The 24,628-nt window shown below is 70.1% G+C and carries 24 protein-coding genes; 13 read left to right on the forward strand and 11 right to left on the reverse strand.

Features of this window, described 5'->3' with window-relative positions; all coding sequences use genetic code 11:
• Nucleotides 1–591: 591 nt before the first annotated feature.
• The 4 genes from WMF27_RS07520 (at nt 592) to WMF27_RS07535 (ending at nt 2,799) form a co-directional block, all read left to right on the forward strand.
• Nucleotides 592–1,131 (forward strand): hypothetical protein, encoded by a 540-nt coding sequence (locus WMF27_RS07520; RefSeq protein ID WP_437944039.1) that lies wholly within the window; start codon nt 592–594, stop codon nt 1,129–1,131.
• The gene (locus WMF27_RS07525) at nt 1,128–1,898 is read left to right on the forward strand and encodes a hypothetical protein (RefSeq protein ID WP_437944040.1); all 771 of its coding nucleotides are present in this window, start codon (nt 1,128–1,130) and stop codon (nt 1,896–1,898) included. The genes WMF27_RS07520 and WMF27_RS07525 overlap by 4 nt, the downstream gene beginning before the upstream one ends.
• Nucleotides 1,895–2,434, forward strand: a complete 540-nt coding sequence (locus tag WMF27_RS07530) for a hypothetical protein (protein WP_437944041.1) — start codon at nt 1,895–1,897, stop codon at nt 2,432–2,434. The genes WMF27_RS07525 and WMF27_RS07530 overlap by 4 nt, the downstream gene beginning before the upstream one ends.
• 218 nt (nt 2,435–2,652) lie before the next feature.
• Nucleotides 2,653–2,799, forward strand: coding sequence for a hypothetical protein (locus tag WMF27_RS07535; RefSeq protein ID WP_272098690.1), 147 nt, complete (start codon nt 2,653–2,655; stop codon nt 2,797–2,799).
• Between the two features lie 175 nt (nt 2,800–2,974).
• On the opposite strand, the gene WMF27_RS07540 is transcribed toward WMF27_RS07535, so the two are convergent.
• The 3 genes from WMF27_RS07540 to WMF27_RS07550 are packed head-to-tail and all read right to left on the reverse strand — an operon-like array spanning nt 2,975 to nt 7,150.
• The gene (locus WMF27_RS07540; RefSeq protein WP_437944042.1) at nt 2,975–4,528 is read right to left on the reverse strand and encodes a hypothetical protein; all 1,554 of its coding nucleotides are present in this window, start codon (nt 4,526–4,528) and stop codon (nt 2,975–2,977) included.
• A gap of 37 nt (nt 4,529–4,565) precedes the next feature.
• A complete protein-coding gene (locus WMF27_RS07545) occupies nt 4,566–6,173 on the reverse strand; it encodes a hypothetical protein (RefSeq protein ID WP_437944043.1) in 1,608 nt (535 codons plus the stop codon).
• A 56-nt stretch (nt 6,174–6,229) separates the two neighbouring features.
• Nucleotides 6,230–7,150 (reverse strand): hypothetical protein, encoded by a 921-nt coding sequence (locus WMF27_RS07550; RefSeq protein WP_437944044.1) that lies wholly within the window; start codon nt 7,148–7,150, stop codon nt 6,230–6,232.
• A 421-nt stretch (nt 7,151–7,571) separates the two neighbouring features.
• Between WMF27_RS07550 and WMF27_RS07555 the strand changes: the two genes are divergently transcribed.
• Together WMF27_RS07555 and WMF27_RS07560 are read left to right on the forward strand one after the other, a co-directional pair.
• The gene (locus tag WMF27_RS07555; RefSeq protein ID WP_437944524.1) at nt 7,572–8,621 is read left to right on the forward strand and encodes an RNA polymerase sigma factor; all 1,050 of its coding nucleotides are present in this window, start codon (nt 7,572–7,574) and stop codon (nt 8,619–8,621) included.
• A 305-nt stretch (nt 8,622–8,926) separates the two neighbouring features.
• A complete protein-coding gene (locus tag WMF27_RS07560) occupies nt 8,927–9,490 on the forward strand; it encodes a sigma-70 family RNA polymerase sigma factor (protein ID WP_437944045.1) in 564 nt (187 codons plus the stop codon).
• A gap of 31 nt (nt 9,491–9,521) precedes the next feature.
• Here the strand turns inward: WMF27_RS07560 and WMF27_RS07565 are convergent, their stop codons facing one another.
• From WMF27_RS07565 to WMF27_RS07585, 5 genes are read right to left on the reverse strand one after another with little or no spacing between them, the layout of a single operon-like run.
• Nucleotides 9,522–9,896: a hypothetical protein gene (locus tag WMF27_RS07565; RefSeq protein ID WP_437769593.1), complete on the reverse strand. Its 375-nt coding sequence runs from the start codon at nt 9,894–9,896 to the stop codon at nt 9,522–9,524.
• A gap of 52 nt (nt 9,897–9,948) precedes the next feature.
• Nucleotides 9,949–10,518, reverse strand: a complete 570-nt coding sequence (locus WMF27_RS07570) for a hypothetical protein (protein WP_437769592.1) — start codon at nt 10,516–10,518, stop codon at nt 9,949–9,951.
• A complete protein-coding gene (locus WMF27_RS07575; RefSeq protein WP_437944046.1) occupies nt 10,490–11,293 on the reverse strand; it encodes a ParA family protein in 804 nt (267 codons plus the stop codon). The genes WMF27_RS07570 and WMF27_RS07575 overlap by 29 nt, the downstream gene beginning before the upstream one ends.
• Nucleotides 11,290–12,165: a DUF4388 domain-containing protein gene (locus WMF27_RS07580; protein ID WP_437944047.1), complete on the reverse strand. Its 876-nt coding sequence runs from the start codon at nt 12,163–12,165 to the stop codon at nt 11,290–11,292. Before WMF27_RS07580 ends, WMF27_RS07575 begins: the two co-directional genes overlap by 4 nt.
• On the reverse strand, nt 12,165–12,905 hold the full coding sequence (locus tag WMF27_RS07585) for a TRP-like protein (RefSeq protein WP_437769589.1): 741 nt from the start codon (nt 12,903–12,905) through the stop codon (nt 12,165–12,167). Before WMF27_RS07585 ends, WMF27_RS07580 begins: the two co-directional genes overlap by 1 nt.
• 697 nt (nt 12,906–13,602) lie before the next feature.
• Between WMF27_RS07585 and WMF27_RS07590 the strand changes: the two genes are divergently transcribed.
• From WMF27_RS07590 to WMF27_RS07615, 6 genes are all read left to right on the forward strand, one after another.
• Nucleotides 13,603–14,361, forward strand: a complete 759-nt coding sequence (locus WMF27_RS07590; RefSeq protein ID WP_437550773.1) for a hypothetical protein — start codon at nt 13,603–13,605, stop codon at nt 14,359–14,361.
• Nucleotides 14,362–14,681: 320 nt separating this feature from the next.
• The gene (locus WMF27_RS07595) at nt 14,682–16,172 is read left to right on the forward strand and encodes an MDR family MFS transporter (RefSeq protein WP_437944048.1); all 1,491 of its coding nucleotides are present in this window, start codon (nt 14,682–14,684) and stop codon (nt 16,170–16,172) included.
• A 237-nt stretch (nt 16,173–16,409) separates the two neighbouring features.
• Nucleotides 16,410–17,717 carry an arabinan endo-1,5-alpha-L-arabinosidase gene (locus WMF27_RS07600; RefSeq protein ID WP_437944049.1) on the forward strand — a complete coding sequence of 436 codons (1,308 nt, stop codon included), beginning with the start codon at nt 16,410–16,412 and terminating at the stop codon, nt 17,715–17,717.
• Between the two features lie 263 nt (nt 17,718–17,980).
• Nucleotides 17,981–18,304 carry an RNA polymerase sigma factor gene (locus tag WMF27_RS07605; RefSeq protein ID WP_437944050.1) on the forward strand — a complete coding sequence of 108 codons (324 nt, stop codon included), beginning with the start codon at nt 17,981–17,983 and terminating at the stop codon, nt 18,302–18,304.
• 22 nt (nt 18,305–18,326) lie between these two features.
• Nucleotides 18,327–18,716 carry an RNA polymerase sigma factor gene (locus WMF27_RS07610; RefSeq protein WP_437944051.1) on the forward strand — a complete coding sequence of 130 codons (390 nt, stop codon included), beginning with the start codon at nt 18,327–18,329 and terminating at the stop codon, nt 18,714–18,716.
• A 98-nt stretch (nt 18,717–18,814) separates the two neighbouring features.
• On the forward strand, nt 18,815–19,819 hold the full coding sequence (locus tag WMF27_RS07615) for a rhamnogalacturonan acetylesterase (protein WP_437944052.1): 1,005 nt from the start codon (nt 18,815–18,817) through the stop codon (nt 19,817–19,819).
• A 252-nt stretch (nt 19,820–20,071) separates the two neighbouring features.
• Here WMF27_RS07615 and WMF27_RS07620 read toward each other — a convergent pair whose 3' ends face one another.
• The 3 genes from WMF27_RS07620 to WMF27_RS07630 all read right to left on the reverse strand — a co-directional run bounded on the left by WMF27_RS07620 (nt 20,072) and on the right by WMF27_RS07630 (nt 22,571).
• Nucleotides 20,072–20,296 carry a DUF2188 domain-containing protein gene (locus WMF27_RS07620; RefSeq protein WP_437769584.1) on the reverse strand — a complete coding sequence of 75 codons (225 nt, stop codon included), beginning with the start codon at nt 20,294–20,296 and terminating at the stop codon, nt 20,072–20,074.
• A gap of 70 nt (nt 20,297–20,366) precedes the next feature.
• Entirely contained in the window at nt 20,367–20,957 is a 591-nt protein-coding gene (locus tag WMF27_RS07625; RefSeq protein WP_437769583.1) for a GTP-binding protein, read from the reverse strand.
• 366 nt (nt 20,958–21,323) lie between these two features.
• Nucleotides 21,324–22,571, reverse strand: coding sequence for a hypothetical protein (locus tag WMF27_RS07630; protein ID WP_437944053.1), 1,248 nt, complete (start codon nt 22,569–22,571; stop codon nt 21,324–21,326).
• Between the two features lie 760 nt (nt 22,572–23,331).
• Here WMF27_RS07630 and WMF27_RS07635 point away from each other — a divergent pair.
• The gene (locus WMF27_RS07635) at nt 23,332–24,609 is read left to right on the forward strand and encodes a serine hydrolase domain-containing protein (RefSeq protein ID WP_437944054.1); all 1,278 of its coding nucleotides are present in this window, start codon (nt 23,332–23,334) and stop codon (nt 24,607–24,609) included.
• Nucleotides 24,610–24,628 lie beyond the last annotated feature (19 nt).

Here is a 24,628-nt window from a genome sequence, read left to right on the forward strand (position 1 = left end):
GGGGCTCCAACCTGTTCGGGCCGTGCTCGAGCTCGCCGCGGCCTGGAGTCGTGCTCCTGGAGCTCCTCGGCCGGCCTTGCCGCCCTCCTCCGGCTCCACGCCGCACACCGCGAGCCCCCCGCGACGCCCGCCGCGCTAGCACGGGTTCACCACCGCGGGGCCGCCGGCGACGGTGGCTGCCGAGCACGCGTCCCCGCCGTACTTGCCGTGCGCCCCGTCGGGTGCCTGATTCAGGCTGGGCCACATCTCGCCGCGGCCGCCGCATCGCACCGCCAACCGCGGCGGCGGCCCGCCCAGGCTGTCGCGGTGGGTCGTGGCCGTGGCACGCGGGCGACGTCGCGACGTCGTGCAACCCCGGGGCGCAAGGCCGTCCGTGCGCTCTGACGCGACGTGGACGGGCTTCCGGTGCCGGCAGGTTGACGAACACGCGAGCCGCGCAGGCAGCTACGCACTGGCGCACGCTCTGGACGGTACGAGCCCTGGTCCGTGTCGTGTTCTCGTCTCGATTCCGTTTGACGTCGACCCTGTGATCAGAAGAATGGCCCGCGTCGCCACGTTGCTCGGATGTTTCGGAAGACAGGGAGAGAGAGGATGAGGACGACAGGCCGGCAGATCTGCCCGGCGACAGGGATCGCTCTCGTTCTCAGTATCGTCCCGACGCCGGCAGACGCATCCGAGCTGAGCGCCGGGATAAGCCTCGGGGGGATCCGGGCTGGTACCGCGACGCGTCTCGCGGTGGGCCCGCATGCGGGAATCTCGTGGCGCATCAAGAGCGATATCACGCTCAAGGTTCACGATCTGCTCAGCGTCGTGCCCCCAATCCAGATCGGTGGCGCCGGCGTGTACAACAGCACCGCCGTCGCCCTCGGAGTTGGTTGGAAGAGTGGCGATTTCAGTGCCGGTCCATCGGTCGCGATGTACTTCATGCCAGCCTGCGGGAGCGCGCTATGTGGGCAGGTCGCCGGGCTGGCGGCAGGCGCGCATGCGCAAACCAACGTGTACGTCGCCGGAGCGCTGGGCGTGTCGGTGACCGCCAACGTGGATTGGGTCGGCGGGAGCAGCCTCGTGCTTCCAGGTTACGTGTCGGTGCTTGTCGTCGCCGGTCCCGTGCTTCGATGGAGTATAAAATGAACGCAAAAGGAATTCTGTTTCCGATCCTGGCTGTCGCCATCTGCACGCTGCCGGCCTGCAACTTGACGGTAGGAGACTGCTATCCCCTCGAGGAGTGGGAGGGGGGCGCAGGTGCAGGCGGACCCGTCGGGCCGCCCGTTCCTGTCTTCTCCTCCGTCGCGTCGGGGGACTTCGGGGCCGACCCGCAGGGGGGCGGCGAGCGCAAGATCCAGTGCAACAAAACGGACAGCGAAGACGAAGAAGAGGAAAGCCCGAGCGACAGCTCGGAGAGGCCGACAGCTAGCCCGACGAGCCCGCCAGGCCCGTGCCCCGAAATCGGCGACATCGCCGGAGACGGAGCGACCTTCTTGAGCTGTAGCGATGAATGTAGATCGAAGTGTCCACCTGGAATGGCCCCATGGGTATTCGGAGGTTTCGATCCGTCGGATTTCAATTTTGTCACCATTGTTGCGGACGACGGTCGGGGCAAGGGCGGAGGTTGGCAAGAGGCCAAGCCAACCCTGAATTTTAGGAGACTCACTGTCCCGCATCCGGTCAGAAGCTGGAACTGTGATTTCACCATCAACATGCCGATCCGGACTGAGAAGATGGGGCTAATCGATCCGGGTCGTGCGGCCAGCCTCAGTGAAGAGATCATGGAGGATGTCGCCAACGTCATGGACTATGACCTGCCGCCGGGGATCTTTTGCAAGAGGTTTGCTATCCAGGCGGACGCTGCGTTTAAGTCCAAGTACAAGGGGCTCGGCGCCAAGGTGACGAATCCATGAAGACGACTCGCTCCGAGCTGCTCGACGTGGTCTACCGCTTCTACCCGCGGGGCGTGCATAAAATCCAGCGCATCTATGTGCCTCCGGGCGAGCCCGTCTGGGAGGACACGGAGGAGCACCGCCGCCTGGTGGAAGCCGCAAACCGTGGGCGAGCGGAGTACCCAGCGTGGGAAGCGATGATCCACCGCCTAGGGGATCGATACGGCCTTCAGAACGAGTCGCTCAGCCTTGTGGCAGGGGGGAGCGACCCGGCGTACTCGGCCCGCATCTGGCTCACTGAAGAATCGGCGCTCAGCTTCCACGTGTCCCTGCTCGGCCCATACTACGGGATCCACCTCCCCGGCATCCGCGAGGAGGAGCCGGTGGCGCACGAGGTCGCCCGGGAGATCGAGGCCACGTACCCCGGCTACCGACCGATCCCGCCGGAGCTCGGGAACGAGGTGGTGCCGGATGTGGACATGGACGGGTTGATGATGGGCGAGGCGACGTTCTACGTGTGCCTCTTCTCGCGCGTCTGGACTTGGGTGGATCCGTAGCCATTCCCTGGCGACAGCCGTCCCGTGGCCGGGTTCAGCGCCACGGTTTGCGGAGCGGCTGCGCGCGTCGAGGTCGACGCCCGCGGGCGCGCGATGACGCTGGCGTCGCACATGGCGCCGGAGCAGATAGCGGGGCCGCGGCGTCAAGGAATACCGCGGCGTGGTCCGCACCTTCCGGCGGACCGGCGGCGGTGGTTGATGAAAAGGATGGGTGCCTGATGAAACGAGCGTGTTCTCCCGGGTGCGGCGTGGTGGCTGTCTCCTTCAGCTCGGATCCCCGGGATTGGGTGTGGGTCGCCGTGGCCCTGCTCGTGCTCGTCGGCATGGGCGCCGCGCTCGTCCTCGGCTTCAGGCGCCGTCGCTGAAGCGGTAGACCGCCCGCACCCCGGAGGGGGCCCGCTCCCTCGTCCTTCCGGTCGGCAGTGCCGTCGCCGCAATCGGCTGGAGCGCGGCGATGGTTCCCGCGATCACGCTATGGCGGATCGCCCGAGGCGTACGCCGGTCACACCGTTTACAGAGTTCGCCTGAGGTGTCGTGATCCTATTCAGGGAAGCGCTGCGTCTCGACGGCGATGCCGTCCTCCCCCGCGAGCACGTCGCCGGACCAATCCCAGCTCGTGCCGCCCGGGCCCGGCAGCCCGATCTCGAAGGTGACGTCCTCCAGCGTGAGCTGGCCCTCGTCGAGGTAGGCGATGCCGATCGAGTCCCCACCGCGCCCGGGGCCGCCGTAGCCGCCGTCGCCTCCGGGGCCGCCGCTGCCCCCCTGGCAGGACCACATGCCGTCCCCCAAGGCGCCTCCTGGAGCGCCTCGGCCGGCCTTGCCGCCCTCCTCCGGCTCCCCGCCGTCGCCGCCTTGGCCCCCGTCGTCGCTGATGATGAAGCTATCGCGCACCGTCACCTTCGCGTGGAGCGCCAGGATCCCGATGCTCGGTTGGGCGTTCCCGCCTGCTCGGCCGCCCCGCCCCCCGCAACCGCCCGCGCCTCCGGAGCCGCCGCCGGCGCCGCCCTGGGTGGCCACGCCGCACACCGCGAGCCCACCGCGACGCCCGCCGCCCCCGCCGCCGCCTTGGCCCGGCATCCCCCGGGCGCCGTCGCCGGCCCAATCGCCGTGCCATCCGGTCTCATCGAGCCGCCCGCGGCCCTTGCCCGGTGCGCCGACGGCGCCCCACATGCCGCTTCTTCCGGTGGCGCCGCTGTAACAACCACCGTCTGCCCGGCTGCCACGTCCTCCACTTCCCTGGTGCCGTGGGTTCGGCTCGGGTACGGGCTCGCCGTCCTCCCCATCTCCGGCGCCGTCGGCGAGCCCGTCGCCCCCCTTGCCACCGGCGCTCGGGATCCCTCCCTCGCAGGAGTTCACCGCCCGAGCCCCACCCGGGACCGTCGCTGCGGAGCACGCGTCTCCCCCATACTGCCCGTCCGGTCCGTCCGCTGCCCGGCCCGGCCACTTGTCCCCATCGTGGCCCCCCAATCCGTAGTCGGCGTCGATCCAGCTTCCGACGATCTCCACCGCGGCGCCCGACCGAACGATCATCCCGATATGTATTTGGCTGCGGATGAACATGTGATCGATGATCGAGACCCCGTCCGCTGCCCCCGTGTCGCCGGCGCGGGCCGGCTCGACGATCAGCGCGATCTGCCCGACCGAGGGAAGGATATGGCTCATGCCCTGCGACGGGAGTGGAGTGTCCTTCAGGGGTTCCCAATCGACGACATTGAAGCCTCCGTAGATATCCACCCCGGAGGGGAGCGTGATGGACTCCTCGAAGCTATCGCTCGCGGCGAACACGCGACCGCGTTCGGTGCGCGCAAGCTCGATGCCGCGCTGGAGGGAACGAACCGGCCTGTCCTTCGTGCCGGGGTTCGCGTCGTCACCGCCGAAAAACGGATGGTTGACGAACACGCCGCAGCCGTCGACCAGCTGACCCTTCGCAAGCTGCTCCAGGCAGACGGACTCGGGGACCGGATCGCCTCCACACGTCGAGGGTCCGTCGCACGGCGGCGCACCGTTCGGGTCGTCCACCCCCGGTGCGGTCCCGCAGCCGGCCGAGGCGAGCGGCAGCGCAACGACGAGGAGGATCGCGGAATTCAGGTTCATGGGCATCCCTCGATGGCCGCGTGTCGCGCGGCGCGATTCAATGGATCGGCTCGCCTGCCGCGGGGAAGGCGACCATTTGACCTCGTGGGCCGCTTTCCCCTTTGCCCACCTCGTCCTCCGTGCCGGCGTTCCCCGCGGATCCGCCGGTACCGGGGTCCCCGATAACCATGGTGGTCCCGGGTCGAATGGAGAAGTTGGGCACCACGTAGGCGATGCCGACGGATGCGCCGCCGAGCCCGCCGCCGGCATCGCCGCCGCGGCCGCCCTTGCCTCCCTTGCCGCCCTTGCACGCGTCCCACATATCGGCTCCAGCATAACCGAGCCCGCCGTGACCGCCGCTCTGCGCAACGCCGCCCGGTTGGCCCGTTCCGCCGATCCCGCCGTTGCCGCCTTTGTCTGTGAACACGTCGGTGTTCGCGACAGTCAGCTCCGTGCCCTCCAGCGCGACGATACCGATGCTCGCGCCGCCATAGTCGCCGCCCTTGCCTCCCTTGCCGCCGCAGCCCCCGCTTCCCCCCGAGCCGCCAGCCGCACCACCCTGGGGGAGACGTGCGGGGCACGCAAACATCTCCCCGCGCGACTTGCTGCCGCCTCCGCCGCCGCCCCCGTAGCCGACGCCGCCGTTCGTCCCGTCCTTGCCACGGACACCGGTCCATCCATCGTCGCTGAGAATGCCTGGGCCGAAGGCGCCATCGGCGCGACCGGCGTCGGCGCCGTCTGCGCCATCGTTCCCGTCCTCGCATCTCGTGAGATCTGCGCCGAGCCCTCCGCGGCCATCGCGCTCCGAAATCTCCGCGAGCGCCGGCTGTCCCGGTGCGCCATCGCCGCCCACGTCGAGTCCGCCGTCACCGCCGTAGCCGCCCGTCGACTCGATGCCGTCGCCGCACACGGTGACCACCGGAAGGGCGCCCACCGCAGCGTCTACAGTACATGCGTTCGTGCCGTTGTTCCCTACGACGCCGTCCGGCGCCCGCTCGGTGTCTGCGTCCTCTCCCGGCTCCCCGTCCTTGCCGTTGCCCGCGACGATCACGCTGTCCTGCACGATCGCCGTGGCCCCCGTGCTCAAGATCACCGCGATCGACGACTTGCCATCCGGCGCCGAGGCGTCCGCCGCCACGACGCGCACGCCGGCGATCACCGACGTCGTGTCGTCCCCCGCGACCGCCTTCCCCTCCTCCCGGAGGACCCGCAGCGGGATCCCCCCCGGCGGAGCGATGATCGTCGGGTGATCAGGCCCGCCGAACGACCCGTCATACGACCAATCCCCGCCGTCACACAGGCGCCCGCCCCAGAGGTCGACCCCCGAGGGCAGCGTGATCGTCTCCGCGAACTCCCCGCCGCACGCGTACACGCGCCGGGTCGCTTCCTCGCCGTGGCCTCGCCCGTGCGCGGCGAGCCCGATCGCGTGGTGCAGGGTCTTCACCGGTGCTCCCTGGGTACCGGGGCTGTTGTCGTCGCCTTGCTCGCTGACGAACACCCCGCATTCATCCAGGGCCGGCGCCCTCGCCGGGTCGCCGTCACAGGGCGACGGCTGGGGAGGAGGACTCTCGCACAGGTAGCCCTCTGCACAGCTGTCGGAATAGCAGCCGGAGACGCCGGCGGCGCCCGTCGAGCCCAGCGCAAGGAGCGCGAGGCAACGAGCCATCCTGCGAGCTCGATCCTCAAGACCACGACCCATGAGCCGCTCTCCCTCCCTCCGCCTCACCACGCGCCCGAAACGATCAGCCCCGCTTGCTCGGCGGTCGCCACCGGCGCGGCGCGGAGGCCCCCGGCGGCCGGCGCGGTCCCGAAGAGCGCGGCCTCGGTGAAGAACGAGGCGGCCGTCGCCACCCCGAACAGGGCGCTCGTCGCCAGCGAACCCTTGCCGAGGGTGGCGAACAGATTCCGCTCCTCGATCTGGCCATGGATGTCCGCGCAGGCCGCGGGCGCGTTCGCGTCCCGGCACGTCGACGACGTCCAGCCCTGCGCGCGGCGCCGGACGTCCCCCTCGCGAAGATCGCCGTGCACGACATGGGCCCGCAGGAGAAAGAGCGCGCCTGCCGCCGCCGTCGCCGTCGCCACGGCGATGCCGCCGATCCGCACCGTTCCCGGCCAGGAAGCCGGCGGCCCCGGCGCTCGCGCGGCGCTCGCCACCGCCGCTGACCCCTTGGCTGCCTCCTTCGGCGGGCTCGCCACCGCGCCCTCCTCGGCGCTGGTCGCCGCCACGTTCGACAGATTGAGGGTCATGGTCGTCTCCGCTTTCGCCATCGCGTCCAGCCCCTGCGATCCTTCCGCGCGGCCCCGCGCTCGGGCCCGCACCAGGTGCTTGCCAGGCTCGAAGTACAGCGTGTAGGTCCGTCTCGGCGCGCCGATGGGCGTACCGTCGATGAGCACCTCGGCATCCGGCGGGTCCACCGACAGATGGAGCGTGTGGACGAAGGACATCGCCGTGACCAGTCCGTCCGTGAATCTTCTTAGCTGCGCAGGAGAGAGCGCCTTCCGCCGCTCAAGGCTCCAGGCCAGGTGCTCCGCCGCGTCACGGGGTTTGCGCAGCTCGAGCTCGTAGAGGCCCAGCTCGCCGGCGATCTCGGCGGACTCTCTCTCTGTGACAGACGTCGCGTCGATCGCCTCGAACGCCGCCATGTAAGCGGCGTGTGCCTCGGCCCGCTGGCCAGATGCCCGAGCTCGCCGGGCGCGGCGAAGATGGTCCTTTACGATCGCACCGTCGCTTCGTGCGGAGGCTGGATTCCGGTCTTCCGCACGGACCGAATGCGCAGTGCCGATCGCGACGCCAAGCATCAGGCAACTCCACAGCGACCGCGCCAATAAACGCATGCGTGGACAGTACTGACGCCAGCCGTGACGCGTCAACGACCAAGGAAAGTGTCATGACCTGAATGATCGGATGAGAAATTCCTGCCCGATCGGGGAATGCGGCGACCCCTGATCACTGATCATGCAGCCAGGTGACCCGAAGGTCGCATGTCGCACATTGTCCGACCGACGTTGGGGCAGCCCTGCGCTTTTTTGAAGCCCTGGAGGGGACTCAGGTGTTCTACCGGTGATGGGAGAGCCAGGCAGCACCCCTACCGGCTTCGAGTTCTTCCGGCGCCTCGCGCGGCGCCTCGGTGTCCCCGCGCGACACGCAGAGGACCTCGCGCAGGACGCCTTGCTGCGGGAGCTGGAAGCGAATCAGCGGGTCGAGCTCGGGGAGGCTCGGGCGGCCTACGGCGCCACCATCGTCCTGAATCAGGCGCGGAACCACCTCCGGAACGCACGCCGTCGGGGGGAGGTCCTGACGTCGTTCGACGATCACGAGCTTCAGGCGGAGTGCCCGACCCCGGAAGAGATGCTGCGCCGCCAGCAGCGGGAGGCGCTCCTCCGTGACCTGATCAACCAGGTCGAGCCCAAGTACCGCGACGTCTTGATCAAGCACGCGCTCGAGGAGGTGCCGCTCATCGAGATCGCCGCCGAGCTGGGGCTCAACCCGAAGACGGTGAGCACACACTACCTCCGAGCGCTCGAGGACCTCTCCGCGGCCGTGGAACGCCGGAAGGCGCGGCAACGCTCGCGCGGATGGGACGACGCTGCGTGCGTCCCGTTCGCCTTCGATCTGCGTGGCCGGGAGGGGTGGCTGAGCAAGCTAGGCCGCCTGGGTATCAAGATCCTGGTGCAGGGAGCGGTCGTCGTGCTGACCGGCGCGGTCATCGCGACGTTGCCGGACGCGTTCAGCCCGGGTTCGTGGTTGCGGGCGGCGGTGGTGCGCGCTCCTGCACCCGCACCGGCGGTGGAGGAGATCGCGCCGCCGCCGGCGCACCTCCCCGTGCGCGCGACGGCCGCGCCGGAGATCGCGCAGGCGGCGCAGGACCGAGGCGCGCGGTTGCCTGCTCCGGCAGCCGCGCCGGTCGGTCGGCCCTCGCTCCCGGTTCGCGCCGAGGTCCCAGCCGTCGGCGAGCGCGAGCAGAGCCTCATCGATGAGGCCCGAAGGGCCATCGCGGACCATAACGCGTTCGCGGATGCAGAGGCGCGCCGATCGCTTGAGACGCACGCGCGGGAGTTCCCGCAAGGGCAGCTCGCCGCAGAGCGTGAAGCGCTCCTCATGCAAATTCGCTGAGTCCCCGGCACCCCGCCGACAGCTGGCAGGCGGTGATGCCGGTGCTGTCTTCGGACAGCGCAAGGCCGAGATCTGTCTGGCGTTCTGACAAGGACGTTCACGTCCAGGAGACGAAACGCGATGGATGGGATGGAGGATTTACTTGGCGCGATGTGGCTCATTTCGCCGCTCGGGCTCGCGATGACGGCTGGCGTCTTCCTTGGGGCGCAGACGCCTGCGGGGAAGGCCGCGGATCGGTGCCGCAGGAGTGCGGGCACGCGGCATCATCGGATGAAGGGCGATTTTCCGCGAGGGAGGGTGAAGCCATGGGTCGTCCGTCGGATGAAGACGAGCGTGCCGCCGCGCACGCGCGCTTGTTTTGCCCGGCGCTGGTTCGTGCCGTACCGCGCTGGCTGGCGAGGCTGGGGGTCCCGCTGTCGCACCGTGCCGACGTCGCAGGCGAAGTCTGGCTCAACGCCTGGGAGAGCTGGCCCAGGTTCGATCCGAAGCGCGGCAGGCCGGAACGCTGGTTGAACGCGATCGCCGTACACGTCGCCGCGCACTACCACGAGCGGTTGCAGCACCGCAGGGAGGAGCTCGTCGACTTGATCGAGGTGGCCGATCCAGCGCCGGATGCCGCTGCTACGATGGAATCCGACAGCATCAGGACGGGCACCCTCGACGCGGTGAACGAGCTCGATCCGAAGCTGCGATTCGTCCTCGTGGCACACGATCTGGACGGAGTCTCGATGGCCCAGATCGCCGAAGACGCAGGGCTACCTCTCTCGGTGATTTACAAGCGGCGCACCAAGGCGATCGGCGCGCTGCGCGACGTCATCGGATCTCGGGAGAACATGGAGGACTTCGCCCGAAGAATGGGGCCGCAATGACCATCGTGGCCGGTGAGGGGTGCCGCGCAGCTCAGCGCTCGCTCGCGTGCGCGATGGTCTCGATCATGCGCGGGATGGCGACGGAGATGAGGATCCCCAGGTTCGCCCGCTTGTTGTCCACCAGCATGCCCTGGAGCAGGTTCCCGTGGTTGAGCACCACCACGGTGTGGTTGCCCGCCATGTCGAGCAGGTAATACCGCCCTAGCGGAGGGAAGTTCGAGTCGCGCAGCGAGCTGTCCAGCTCCTCGGTGATGCGCGTGAAGAGGGCCACCGCCACCGGTTGCTGGTTGAAGCCGGCGAGCGACAGGCCCGCCGTACGTTCCCAGATGTCGGTGGCCAGCAGCCCGTCGCGGAGGATGCTGCGGAGATCATGGACTGCGGCCTCGAGGACTTTGGTGTCAATCATCGTGCTTCCGTCGCTCCTGGGCGCGCGCGCCCGCATTGAAAACCCGGATGTACTACAGCCCGCGCAAGGTCGTCGCGAGCGCCTCCTTCAGCTGCTCGAACGACCGCGTGGAGAGAGCCTCGTCGCCCACGGTGCCGAGGCAGAAGCCGCCGCGCGCCGTGCGCGCCTCGACCCAGGACATCATCTGCGCGCCCAGCCAGAGCGCGCCCGCCGTGGCGTCGACGCCGGGGATGGAGCGGACGCCGACCAGCGCCGAGAGCAGCGGCCCCACGAGGGACACGTGCGCCTCGGAGATGCCGTGCGCCGCCAGCGTGAGGCCGTTGTCGTCGGCCACGAAGGCGCCCACGCACGGATGGTGATCGAGCGTCCAGGCGACGAGCGTGTCGAGCCGATCGGCCGGGTTGTCGGAGGTCTGAACGAGGCGCGGCACCTCCTTCACCTGCTTCACCTCCTTGGGCGCCGCCTTCGCCGGCACGGGCGCCGCCTTCCCCGGCGCGCCGGCGCGCGCTGCCCCCATGGCGGTCACGAGCGTCGCGGGCTCCCGCGACCGCGTCGCGGTCACCCGCGCGAGGAGCGAGGTCACCCGCTGCGCGTCAGTCCACGAGACGGATCGGACCGTCATCCTCGCCTCCTGCACTGGAGCCCAGGCGCTCCTCGATCTCGGCCACCAGCTTGTCGAACACCGCGGAGACCGCCGGAGGGCGGCGGCTGAGCAGGCCGAGCGGCACGCCCGCGCGGCTCGCCTGGAGGAACGTGCCGTCGCGCGGGACCGCGGTGTCGAAGACCTGGTCGCGGTAGAGGGACCACAGCTCCTCCAGCGAGGCCAAGAGCACCGGATCGCGGAACGAGCTCATGGTGCCGACCACGCCGAGCAGGGAGCAGGCGGAGCCGATGTCGCGGAGCCGCGCCAGGAGCTCGAGCAGCCGGGGCATGGCCCGCAGCGCGAGCGGCTCGCACTGCGCGACGGCGATGACGCTGTCCACCTCTTCCAGCGCGATGCGCGACATCCCGCCGAGCCCGGCCGGCGTGTCGAAGAGGACGAGGTCGAAGTCGCGCTGGCTGTGCTCCAGGATGCGCCCCACGATGTTGGCCTCGCGCGCGTTGATGGCGAAGCGATCCTCATCGAGCGCGTCGACGGGACCCATGGGCAAGAGGCAGAGCTCCGGGAGCCGGGTCTTCACCAGACCCTCGAGCGGGGGGCCGCCTCGCGCGAGGTTCGCGGCCAGGCCGGGCCGGTCGCTGACGCCGTCGAGCGACATGCCGATGGCGCCCTGCAGATCCGTGTCGACGAGCAAGGTACGCGCGCCTCGGCGCGCGAAGGCGAAGGCGCAGTTGAGCGCCACGGTGGTCTTTCCGACTCCGCCCTTGAGGCTGGCGAATGCGATGGATCGGGTCATCTTGGGTATCCGAGCTTGCGTAGCTGTTCCAGGTTAGCGCGCACGAGGCTGGACGCGGGGTCGAGCGTCGAGAGGTCGATGAGGACGCAGGCCGCCTCGCTGTAGCTGCGTTCCATCAAGAGGCGCCGCGCGTCGGCGTTGAGCTGCTTGATGCGGGCCGCGCGCTGCTCCGGCGAGATGAGCGCGATCTCGATCCGCCTCGACGAGATCGGCGGCGGCGCCTCCACGCTGCCTTCGTCGATCCGGCGCAGCGAGTCGAGCACCAGCTCCGACAGGTCCTTGAAGATGGTGCGCTCCTTCGTCGAGCCGACGGCCGGGGTGACGCGCACCCGCATCTCGGGGCGGATGAGCCGCGCGAACGCCTCCTCGCCCACGCCGAGGCCGTCGAACGCCGTCCACACCTGGCCGCGCCGCACCTCGATCAGACCCACGTCGGCGCTCGCGTTGCTGACCACGAGGACGTGCGACTCGCCGGACATGCAGATCATCTGCAAGAAGTCGACGGGCACGAAGTTCATCCCGATCGGCGCCGACTGGGCGCCCGCGGCGTGCGCCATGAGGATGAGCGTCTCCTCGGCGATGGGCCACGTCACCCGCGTGGTGCTCGCCGCGCCCGGGACCTCCACGCCATCGTTGACGGCGAGCACCAGCCGCGCCGTGCGGCGGAGGAGCTGCGCGACGGCGTCCTCCGGCCCGCCCGGGAGCGACGGCGCATAGATGATCAGCTCCGCGCTCTGCACGCCATCGAGGGCTTGCTCGAGCTCCTCCCAGGTCGCGGCGCCGAGGGCGCTCACCGGCGCTTGCCCGGCGATGACGCGGATGCACCGCATGCGCTCGCGCAGATCGGGAACGGCGATCACGACGATGGCCATCAGCCTCCGGTGTCGCGCCGCACCCGGCGCAGCATGACGGACGACGCCGTATCACCCGGGCGCATGCGCGCGCACGCCTCGAACGCCTCGATCGCAGCGTCGTAGCGGCGCTGCACGAACGCGGCGGTGCCGCGGGCGAACGCTTCGCGGTAGAGCCGATCCTCCTCGGTCTCGTACACCCGTGGCGTGAACGGCGCGCTCGCGGGGGGCATCGGCCCGCTCGCGGGGGGAGCTTCCGGCGATCGCCGCGCCAGGCCGCGCTCCGGCATGGTCGGCGGCCCCGGATCGGCGCCGGCCTCGGAGGGCAGCGTGTCCAGCTGCGGCCGGAAGGAGACCGACGGCCGGTCGCTGAACGGCGACGCCACCTCGCTCCCCGTGTAGAGGCCGACCAGCACCTGCAGCGTGCGGAGCCGCCCGAGCGGGCACATATGAATGACGTCGTCGAACGTCGAGGAGCCGTCGATGTACCGCGCCACCAGGAGCGCGTCGGGTGAGCGACCCGCCGAGACGGGGATGGGCCCCGCCACCTGATCCAGGCCGCCGAGCCGCTTGGCGTAGGCGCCCGCGAGGAACTCCTTGATCCGCTCGATGCTCGCCTGCAGCTCGCGATCGCCGGGCGACTCCGCGCGCGCCCGGTACAGCACCGCCAGCGCCTCCTCGTAGCGCTTCTCACGGACCAGCCGCACGATCTCCGCCCGCATGGGGCCGCTCTTCGGGAGCGCGCGGCTCTCGGGTTCCACGATCAGAGCTGAGTCGATTTGGTCTTTCACGGCACAACCGGCAAGCTACATGCCTCGACCGCCGGCATTCAAGCTGTTTGGCTGCACCTTCGCGGCGGCCGTCCTCGGTCGGCGCCGTCGACACCGGCGCGCCATCGTTACAGGTACGCGCGTGTGGGACCAGCCAGCACCTCACCAGAACACTGGGAGCCGCGACATGCGCCCCATGGGAAGGACGGGGAGACATGGGACGAGGCAATGACCGCGGCCCGCTTCCACATTCGGTCCATCGAGTCGCCACGTGCTCTCGGGCGTCCCGCAGGATCAACCGTCAGCCAATCTCGAACGTCGCTCGCCATGTCGCACCCCAGCGCCGGTTCGCCCACCGGCCGCCGTTTCAAATTTGAATGGTGATCTCAAGATTGTGGGTGCAACTTACGTTGGGCTTGCGCTACAGTGGATGCACCGGCTGGACGCACCCCGCAGCGTTGCAGAAACGCCTGAGGTGGTTGGTGGAAAATTCCAGTAATCAAGCTCGGAATGCAGCGCGAGGGGAGAGCGCAGGATTTCAACCGAGGTGAGGTCCATCAGCAGCGTCCATGTTCGGTGCGCCGTGATCTCGTCTTGAGGCCTCTCGAGGCGCTCGCGGCGCTTGGTTCATGTAAACAGAGGGATTGTTCAACCAACTGACACCCCACGGCCGAAAAGGAGATCGCTCATGCGGCAGGTCTTGCGGCACATCTTCGAGAAGAAGCAGGCATACGCTCGTCTACCCCTGTTCGAGCACATGCGTAACGAACTGCTCGATCCGAGCGAGCGGCTCGCGTTCTATCCATGCATGGCGTACTTCATCCTGAGCTTCGGTGATCTGAACAAATTCGTATTACGGGAGGAGCACGCCGCGGACAAATACCAAGAGATGGTCAACGCCCACACCCGCGAGGACGACCATCACTGGCCCTGGTACCTGGAGGATCTGTCCAAGCTCGGCTACGACGTCGAGGGCCGGAGCACGGACCTGCTGAACTTCCTCTGGGGTGAGGAGACGATACAGAATCGGATCCTCACCGCGCGGCTCACCGCGCTCATCAAGGGCACGACGGGCCTCGAGCGGCTCGTCATCATCGAGGCGATCGAAGAGACCGGCAACGTGCTCTTCGGGGCGATGCTTCCCCTGGCGGAGGCCCTGGAGAAGCGCCTCGACACGCAGCTGCGCTACTGCGGCTCGTTCCATTTCGAGCGCGAGTCGGGCCACGCGGTGAACGCCGACCACGCCGAGCTCGCGCGCATCCCGCTCGACGCCGAGACGCGCGCGCGGTACATCGCGCTCGCGGACGAGGTGTTCACGATATTCGAGCCGTGGACACACGAGCTCTTGCGCTATGCCCTCGCGCACCCCGTGAGCGCCCCCGTGGCCGACCCCGAGACGGACGGCGTGAGCCAGGTGATGACCCGGTCGTCGGTGCTCGCCGCGTGAAGCAGCGCGGTTGAAGCCTCTCCGGTCGCACCGCCCCCTCTGCGGGACCCACCCCCGGGCGCTCGTCATGCGACGATCTCTGCTCACAAGACGTTGACGCGCATCTTGCCCCGAGCGCGGTCGCCGACCGCGCGAGCGGCGGTATCCCCACCTGTTCTCGTCTCGCGCTCGGCCATCGGCCAACGCGGCGCGGATCCGCGAAGGTCACCTCCCGGCGGCGGGCGGCCCGACGGCGCGCTCGCCGGGCCTTCCGCCCCGGCGCGCGGCGCGGCATCCTGCTTGCCGCGCCGCTTCATCCACACCACATCCCCACGACCCGCATGGCCTCCGAACGCAAGACGCACCGCGCCCTCACCGTCGCCGGGCTGATCCTGGCCCTCGCCATGGCCGCCCTCGAATCGACCGTCGTCGCCACCGCCATGCCCACCGTGATCGGCGATCTCGGCGGGATTCAACAGTACGCCTGGGTCACCACCGCCTACCTGCTCACGTCGTCGGTGCTGGTGCCCATCTGCGGCAAGCTGTCGGACATCTACGGCCGCAAGCCGATCATGCTCTTCGGCATCGCCGTCTTCCTGCTCGGCTCGATCGCGAGCGGCGCGGCGCAAACGATGCCGCAGCTCATCGCCTTCCGCGCCCTCCAGGGGGCCGGCGCCGGGGCGATGCAGCCGATGGCGATGACCATCTCGGGCGACATCTTCGATCTCAACGAGCGCGCGCGGATCCAGGGCGTCTTCGGGGCCGCCTGGGGGCTGTTCGGCATCATCGGCCCGATGGTGGGCGGGCTCATCGTGCACTACTTCTCCTGGCGCTGGGTCTTCTACGTCAATATCCCGTTCGGCGCGGCGTCCGTCGCGCTCGTGGCGACCTCGTTCCACGAGCGCATCGACAGGCGGCCTCACGAGCTCGATTTCCTCGGCGCGGCGCTCCTGTCCGCCGGCGTGGTCGCGCTGCTGCTCGCCACGGGGAGGCTGGGCGGAGGGACGACGCTGCTCGCGGCGGTCGCGTCGGCGGCGCTGTTCGCCGTGTTCTTCGCGGTCGAGCGCCGGGCCCCCGAGCCGATGATCCCGCTGCCGCTCTTCCGGCGGCCGGTGATGCTCATCTCCAACGTGGCCGGCGCGATCCTCGGCGGCGCGATGGTGGGCACGATCACGTTCGTGCCGCTCTTCGTGCAGGGCGTGCTCCGCGGCACCCCCACCGACGCCGGCAGCGCCATCGCGCCGATGCTCATCGGCTGGCCGGTCGCGAGCGCGATCGGCGGGCGGCTCATCCCCCGGGTCGGGTTCCGCCCGCTCATCTGGATCGGCCTCGGCGTCACGGCGACGGCGGGGCTCGCGCTCGCGCTCGGCGGGGCGCACGACACGCCCCTGGCGCTCCGCGCGACGACGCTGGTCTTCGGCGTGGGCATGGGGCTGTCCAACGTCGCGCTGCTCATCGCGGTGCAGAGCAGCGTCGCGTGGGAGCAGCGGGGGATCGCCACCGCGAGCACGATGTTCTCCCGGCTGCTCGGCGGCGTCGTGGCGGTGGGCATCATGGGCGGCGTGCTGACGGCCCAGCTCGCGAAGGACCCGTCGATCCCCGCGGACGCCGCGAGCCGGCTCCTGACGGCGGAGGGGGCGCGCGACCTCGATCCGTCGATCCTCCAGCACCTCGGGGAGGCGCTCACGTCCGGCCTCACGACGGTGTTCTGGATCATCGCGGCGATGGGGGTCACCGGCTTCATCGCGGCGCTGTGGTTCCCCCGCGTGCCGCTCCAGGCCGCCGGGGGCGACGCCGACGTCGCGCCGCCGGGCGAGGCCGGCATCGGGTGAGGCGACCTGCCCGCGTCGCCAGGGACGGGGCTCGATCCAGCGCACAGCGCGCGATGATTCGTTGCATCGCCGTCCCGGTGTAAAATTTCTTCGAAGACGGTTTTTGGCGCTCCACGAGAAGCTCGGGCTACCGATGGTGGATCGTGGGCGCTCCGGCCCACGTGGGAGAGCGGGACGACTCGTCCCGGAGGACATCGAGCCGACCCCATGGCCAGCACCTCGACGGATGATCCGCCCATGGATCCTCAGGAGTTCAAGATGCGTCTCACGCTTTGCCGGTCGCGGCGACGACAGGTGTCCGCGCCCACGTGGAGCCTCCTGATCGGCGTCGTCGCAACGCTCGCGGGCTGCAGCACGGACATCTCCTCGGTGCAAGGCTCCGGCTCAGGCGGCCAGGACAGCGGCGCCGCCGGGGCCGGCGGCACGAGCACCGCTTCCTCCACCACGGCGAGCAGCGGCGCGGGAGGCCATCCGAGCGCGACGGTCGGGGTGGGCGGCGCGGACGGCAGCGGCGGCGCTGGCGGGAGCGGCGGCGGCGCTGGCGGGAGCGGCGGCGCGGGCGGCAGCGGCGGCGCGGGCAGCAGCGGCGGCGCGGGAGGGGCCGCGGACAGGTGCGCCGATGCCCTCTACGATCCGGCGAGCCCGCCAGAGGCGCTGCCCCTGTCCGGGAACCTGGGGACCCACGACCCGGCCATCCTCCAGGCCGGCGACCGCTACTACCTGTTCCAGACGGGGGACAGGCTCCCGATGAAGAGCTCGTCGAACCTCACCGCGTGGCAGGCCGCCGGTCGGGTGTTCGACGCGAAGCCCGCCTGGCTGGAAGAGAAGGTCCCGGGCGTGGGCGACCTGTGGGCGCCCGATATCTCGCGCTTCGGGGACACCTACCATCTCTACTACTCCGCCTCCACCTTCGGCAGCAACCGGTCGTGCATCGGGCACGCGACGAAGGCATCGCTCGACTCGGCAGGTCCCTGGACGGACCGCGGCGCCGCCATCTGCTCCAACGACGGCGTGGCGCGGGACGACTGGAACGCGATCGATCCCAACGTCGCGATGGATGAGGAGGGGACGCCGTGGCTCGTGTTCGGGAGCTTCTGGAGCGGTATCAAGATGGTGAAGCTCGCCCCGTCGGGGGAGCGGGCCGACGCGGAGCTCCACGCCCTCGCCGCCCGCCCCGACGCCCGTGGGGCGCTCGAGGCGCCCTTCATCGTCCGGCGCTGCGGCTTCTATTACCTGTTCGTCTCGTTCGACGCCTGCTGCCGCGGGACCGACAGCACCTACAAGATCGCCGTCGGTCGTTCGAAGAGCATCACAGGCCCGTACGTCGACAAGGAGGGGACACCGATGATGTCCGGCGGCGGCAGCATCGTCGTGGAAGGAGGCTCCCGCTGGCGAGGGCCCGGGCACAACGCCGTGCTGTTCTCCGGCGATCGCTCTTACAACGTCTATCACGCCTACGACGCGCAATCGAACGGCGCCCCCACGCTGCGGATCTCCGAGCTGGCGTGGGACACCGACGGCTTTCCGCGCTCCGGGGGGCCCTAGCACGACGGCGGGAAGTTGCCCCGGATCGGCAGAAAAGCCGCCATGGCGCCAAGGTCGCCAAGGGAGAAGAAGAAGCGCCGTCCCGGCATTTTTCCCTCCCATTCCCCTGGTTTCTTGGCGCCCTTGGCGCCATGGCGGTTCGCTTCCCCCTCTCCGACTTCCCGCAGTCGTGCTGGTCGCGCCGCCGTCGCCGGGCTCCGCGCTGCGCGCCCTGATGATCGGGACTCATGGACTCCACCCTCGTCGCCAGAATGCGAAAGCCCGTGACTGACCTCCATGCGCCGCCGGAGGGAGCGCCTCCGCGGGCGGACGAGCTGCTCGGGCTCGCGCGCGCCGCCGCGGCGCGCGATCCGGCGGCGATCCGCACGCTCATCACCGAGCTCGGCGGCGCCATGCTGCGGAGCGTGCGGAAGGTGCTCGGCCCGCATCACCCCGACGTCGAGGACGTGACCCAGGAGGCCGTGCTCGCCCTGCTCCAGGCGCTGCCGTCCTTTCGCGCGGAGTGCACCGTGCTCCACTTCGCCAACCGGATCGCCGTGATGACAGCGCTCGGCGCGCGCCGGCGCCTCAGCGCGCGCGCGCTTTGACGAGCCGGGCGCGCCGATCGACGTGGCGCCGGACGAGCGCGGCGCGTCGCCGTTCGCCGAGGCGGTCTCGAGCCGGCGGCGCAAGATGGTGCTCGAAGTGCTCGACGGGATGCCCGAGGCGACCGCGGAGGCGCTGGCCCTCCATTTCGTGCTTGGCTACACGGTCGACGAGATCGCCGCGCTCGCCCGCGTCTCTCCGAACACGGTCTGGAGTCGGCTCCGGCTCGGCAAGGAGGCGCTGCGGCGCGCGCTCGCCAACAACGCGAAGCTGGCCGAGCTCTTCCGGGGGAGGGAGACGTGGCCGCCGACTGTCGGAGCGAGCTCCTCACGCGGGTGCGCCGCGGCGTCGCGACAAAGCCGGATCGGCTCGCCCTCGACGCCCACCTCGGCACCTGCGCGTCGTGCCGGATGAGCCGGGCGCTCGCGCTGAACTTCGTTGGCCACGTACGTCCCTCCGGGCACGCACCCGACGCGTGCTCGTCACACACTGTTTTCCTTCAGGAGCTCGTCATGCGAATTCGGCCTATCTTCATGACCGTCGTGCTTCATTCTTTCGTCGCCGGCATCGGCCTCGCGTCCGGGGGGTGCAGCTCGGGAGACCCCGACGATCACCCTGCCACGCAGACCACAGGCAGCGGCGGTGGCGGCGGTGGCGGTGGCAGCACCAGCACGAGCGCCGGCAGCGGCGCGGGCGGCGCGAGCAGCGCTTCCGGCCCCGGCGCCACGGGTGTGGGCGGCGCGGGCGAGGGGGGCGGTGGCGGCGGCGGTGCGGCCGGAGCGACGACGAGCGCTTCAGGCGGCTCGGAAGGCGGCGGCGGGAGCGCCGAGCTGCCGGATGTCACGGTGTACATCGCCGGCGACTCGACCGTTCAGACCTACGTGAACAGCGCCCTTCACCAGGCGGGCTGGGGCCAGATGCTGGGAGAGTTCTTCGACGAGCGGGTGCGCGTCGACAACCGGGCCATCGGCGGCCGGACCGCGCGCCGGTACATCGACGAGGGCCGCCTCGACGACGTCCTCGAGGACATCCAGAGCGGAGACTACTTCCTTGTGCAGTTCGGCACGAACGACAGCAACAAGACCGCGACATACGAGCACGACGGCGCGACCATTCCCTATTACCTGGACCCCGCGACGGACTTCAAATCGTACCTCGAGCAGTACATCACGGGCGCGCAGAGGCGCGCCGCGACGCCGGTGCTGGTCACCCCGCCCCCGCGGCGATCGTGCTCCGGGGACAGCCACGAATTCGGCAACGGCCTGAGCGCCTATGCGAAGGCGATGCGGGAGCTCGGAGACGAGCTGGACGTGGCCGTCATCGATCTCAACGCGAAGACGCTCGCCCACCTGAACTCGATCGGATGCGTGGCGGCGGGCGAGGACTTCTTCCTCGTCCGGGCGGACGGCTCGGTCGACGGCACCCATTTCAACGAGACCGGCGCCCGGGTCATGGCGGGCCTGGTGGCCGACGGCACGGAGGGCGCCGGCCTGAGGCTCGCGAAGTACCGGAAGTGACGGGACCGACCCCCTCGTCGAGCGCGCGGGGTCGCGAGCGCTCGACAGGGGCGATCCACATCGAGCCCCGGGCGTGAGCGGACGAAGCCGCTGACGTGCAGCGCGCCGCCGTGCCCGAGCGCCGTCGAGCACTTCCGGGTGCCTGCGGCGTACGAGAGCGTGAGCTGGCCCGACCGCTACCCACAGATAATCCACACGGTGTGGACAAACGTTCAGATGCCTGCGTGGCCCGGCGGGGCGAGCTGGCCGCGGTCACGCCGCGAGCCGGTGCTCTATCTCGATCGGCGTGAGCCGCGGCGGCTGCTCGTCGACGACGAGCGTGCTCCCCGGGTGCTGGCGGACGAGGTCCTCCGTGGACTCGATCGCTTCCTGCACCGTGCCGTACGGGAGCGAGCGGGTGACGTATCCCTCGGCCGCGACCACCCAGCCCCAGCCGTCGGGGTCCGGCATGACGTGGTAGGCGAATCTCTGTGTCATGGCGTGTCCTCCCTCCGGCAGGGTGAGCCCGGCGCGCGCCGGCCGCAACAGATCGGCGCTCGCGGAGGCCCTACCGCTGGCGGCGCTGCACCTCCTTGAGGGCGAGCTTCGAGATCGCCCTCAGGGTATCGAACACGCCGCGCCCGCTCGCCGCCGCGGCCTCGAACTCGGGCGCTCCGCCCGGGTTGAGGAGCTCCCGGAGCTCCTCAATGTCGGCGATCCCGTCGAGATCCCGCTTGTTGTACTGGACGACGAACGGCAGCCGCCCGGGCGAGCGGCCCTCCTCGGCGAGGTTGTCCCACAGATCGGCCATCGACTCGACGTTCGCGTCGACCCGGGCGCGCTGGGAGTCCGCCACGAACACGACGCCATCCAGCCCCTTCAGGATCAGCTTCCGGCTCGCCCTGTAGAAGATCTGGCCCGGCACCGTGTAGAGCTGAAGGCGCGTCCGGAAGCCCGACAGGCCCCCGAGATCGAGCGGAAGGAAGTCGAAGAACAGCGTGCGATCGCTCTCGGTCTTGAGCGAGATGAGCCGCCCCTTGGCGCTCGGCACCGTCCGATCGTAGACGTATTGAAGGTTCGTCGTCTTGCCGCAGAGGCCGGGCCCGTAATAGACGATCTTGCAGTAGATCTCCCGGCTCGCATAGTTGATGAACGCCATCGGCGTGCTCCTCCAGAGTCGACGTTCGAGGGGGAGGCAAGGCCGGTCCCCGCATTGAAATTGAAATCGACCGGAGGCCATCGCATTGGAAACGATGGCTACGGTCGTCCAGCGCAATGGAAACGAAGGCGGTCCCGCCGCCCGCGCTGGAAGCGGCGTCCGTGGTCGATCCCGCGCTGGGAGGCGAGGCGCTCGGCCGCGCCGCCCACGCGTCCCGGCGTCCTGCGCCGCGCTGGGGGCGCGCCGCGCGCCCAGCACGTCACCCGGCGCGTCGCGCTGCCCGCCCCCCGGCGCTACGTCACGCGCGGCCGGCGGCGAGCGGACGCGCCGCTGCTGCCGCCGCGAGCGGCGCCGCGCCGGCGGCGATCACGAGGACGCGTCGGCGATCGCGTGGAGGGCCGCCACGAAGCCCTCCAGGGAGGCGTCGCGCGCGTCGCTGTGCTTCACCAGCCGCTCGTTCACGGCGATGAGCTCCACCACGTCCGGGCTCGCGCCCGGGACCCGCCGGAGCTCGTGCACAGCGCGGCTCACCCGCGACGGCGGGTCGAGGCACGCGAGCGCCGACAGCGCCGCCGTCGCGCCCGCCTCGCGGCCCGCCGCGAGCGCCTCCCGCGCCATCCCGAGCAGCACCAGCGCGAAGGCGACCTGGATCGCCTCCAGGAAGCCGCGGGAGACCTCCTTGCCGCCCTGGCTGGCCTCGCTCCACGCGAGCGTCACGAGCTCGCCTATCTCCGAGAAGGCGCGCGCCGACATCAGCGTGGAGAGCGTCTCCAGGCCGTGTTTGTCCCACGCCGCCCGCGTCGTCAGCTGGCGCGCGAGCCAGGAGAGCATGGCATACGCGTCGCCCCCCGCCCGGATCGCGCCGAGCGCGATGTCCATCAGCGCGGCCCGCGCCACGCCGTGCGCCTCGAGCCAGCCGAGCAGGTTCGCCCGCTCCGCGCCCCGCGGCGTCCGGCGCGCCTTCTCGAGGATCGCGTCCCGGAGCGCCGGGGGAAAATGGGGGATATCGACGCTCCAGTCCTCGTCCGAGCCGCGCGCGCGCTCCATCGCCAGCGCGGCCAGCGCGTCGTCGTCGAGCGAGAGCGCCCCGGCCCGCCTCGCCGCGAGGATCTTCGGGACCGGCAGATCGCGCAGCGCGGGGCGCTCCCCGTTCAGGCCGTCGAGCTCGTCCCCGTCGAGCAGCGGCGGCAGCCCCTTGTGGACCTTGGGCGCGAGGATGAACCCCGAGGGCCACTGGACAGGCTCGCGCCGGCAACGCTCGAGCACGCGCTCGTAGATCCCCGCCGGGACCTTGCCGCGCACGAGATCCGAGAGCTCGATCCACTCCTCCTCGTCGAGCACGAGGCGCGGCACGCCCAGCACCTCGTGCTGGAAGTGCGCGGGATCCTGGATCGCGAGCCGCGCGAGCTGCCGGATCACCGGCCCGCTGAAGCCGCTCTCGCAGCGCGCCCTCCAGCGCAGGAGATCGGATGTCCCGAGCTCGTCGATGTGCTCGGACAGGAAGGCATGATCGTCTGGCTCCAGCGACGGCTGACGGAGCACATGAAAGAACGCGACGGGACGGGCACGGCCCCGGTGCGCGCGCACCAGGGCCTCAATCTCCGCCTTTCGCATGGCGCGACCTCATCACCCGAGACCCCATGGGGGATCAGGGACACTCTCAGGTCCATCGTCGCCAGGCGCGAGCGCGGCCCGTCATGACTCGTCGGTCGGTGGAATGACGGATCCTGTTCCTGACCGGTATGCCCAGGGTAGCGCCGGCGCGCCCGCTGTCAACGCGCTCGTCGCTGCTCGATGCGCCGCCGCCGCCGCCGCGCCTCCCGGCCGCTCGCGGGTGGGTTGACGTCGCGCGAGGGAAGAACCCGATGGCAGCGGCGTGGCGGGTCGCAGCCTGGGCGTTCCGGCCCGCGCGCAGGTTGAGCTCACGAGCTCGGCCATGAGCGGAACGCTCACCGTCTCGTCCGCTGGCGCGCAAGAGCGCGGGTGACGGGGGGAGAGACGGCGAGAGAGGCAGCGGGGGAGACGTCAGGCCATGAGGGCCCGTGGCCTCTCGGGAGCAGCGCGTTCATTCGTCCGCGGTCGTCCACGGTCGTCCAGGATGTCATCTGCTTGCGTCATCCCGCAATCGATTGCGCATCCATTCCAGTCGTGCCAACTCCATTGAAGGGGACGCGCCGGACCTCTCGGCTGAGACCAGCGGGCAGGTAGCAGCTCTTTTTGGCGGTGCAGCTCGAAGGGGAGACGGCAGGTCACGCTGGCGTACAAATTGCGAGCCTTCACGCCAGACGCCCACGCTGAATGCGCCTCCGGCCCTCCGGGGGGGCAAACGCCGTGGAAGGATTCGTTCTTCACGAAAGCAAGGTTGGGAAGAGCCATGATCGATCAACGACGAGCGGTCAACCGCAGGATGTTCTTGCAAGGGATGACCCAGTTCGCCTCGGTGGCCGCCGCGGCGCCCGCGCTCGGTTCGGACCCATGGAGAGGCGCCTGCTCGACGACGCTCACCGCGGGGCGGCCCGAGGACGTGGGCATGAGCTCGGAGCGGCTGGAAGACGTCTTCGCGCGGATCCAGCGCCGCGTGAACGACGGCCTGTTTCCCGGCGCCACCGCGCTGGTCGCGCGGCGCAGTGTCATCGTGGGTCACCGGGCCTTCGGCAGCAAGGTCGCCGGCGCCGACGAGCCGGTGACGCTCGACACGATCTTCGACGTCGAGTCGATGAGCAAGGTGCTCTCGACGGCGGCGGCGGCCCTCGCGCTCGCGCAGGAGCGCGTGATTCGGCTGGACGCGCCGGTCGCCAGGTACCTGCCGGAGTTCGCCGCCAACGGAAAGGCGGCCGTCACCGTCTACGACATGCTCCGTTACTCGTCCGGTCTGCCGCTGGACAACCAGTGCTTGGATGAGGACGTCGAGACGGCCTGGAGCATCATGGCCGAGACGCCGCTCGAATACGCGACGGGCAGATCGGTGCTGTACAGCGATCTCACCTACCGCCTCCTCGGCCGCATGATCGAGGCCGCCGCGGGGGAAGATCTCGACGCCATCGCGAGAGAGTGCATCTGGCGTCCTCTCGGCATGAGCGACACGATGTACAACCCGCCCCCGGAGCTCGTCGAGCGCGTCGCGGCCACGGGGTACTCCGCCCGCCGGGGCTGCCTTGTGCGGGGGCAGGTGCAGGACGAGCAGGACTTCGCGCTGGGCGGCATCGCCGGCTGTGACGGCGTGTTCACCACGGCGCTCGACGTCGCGGTCTTCTGCCAGATGATCTTGAACGGCGGCGCCTATGGCGGCGCCGAGGTCCTGCGGCCCGATCTGGTCCGGCAGATGAAGAAGAACAACACGCCTTACGTGACGGAGGCGGAGACCGACACATCGCCCATCAACAACCTGCTCCTCGCGCCGAAGGGCCTCGGGTGGGAGCTGCGGACGCGGCGCTTCTCGAACTGCGGCATGCGCCTGTCGCCGCGCGCCTTCGGCAAGGCGGGCGGCGCCGGCACGTTCATGTGGGTCGATCCGGATCTCGAGATCATCGGCGTCCTCCTGACCAACCACGGGCTGCCGCAGCCGTTCGACGAGCTCGGCTGGAACCGTATGCTCGACGACGTCGGTTGCACCGAGTTCTTCGACGGCATCATCAACGCCGTGCACCGCTGAGCGTCGTCGCGGGCGAGCG

It is taken from the genome of Sorangium sp. So ce281, from assembly GCF_051527395.1.
In the GTDB taxonomy this organism is placed as follows: domain Bacteria; phylum Myxococcota_A; class Polyangia; order Polyangiales; family Polyangiaceae; genus Sorangium; species Sorangium cellulosum_B.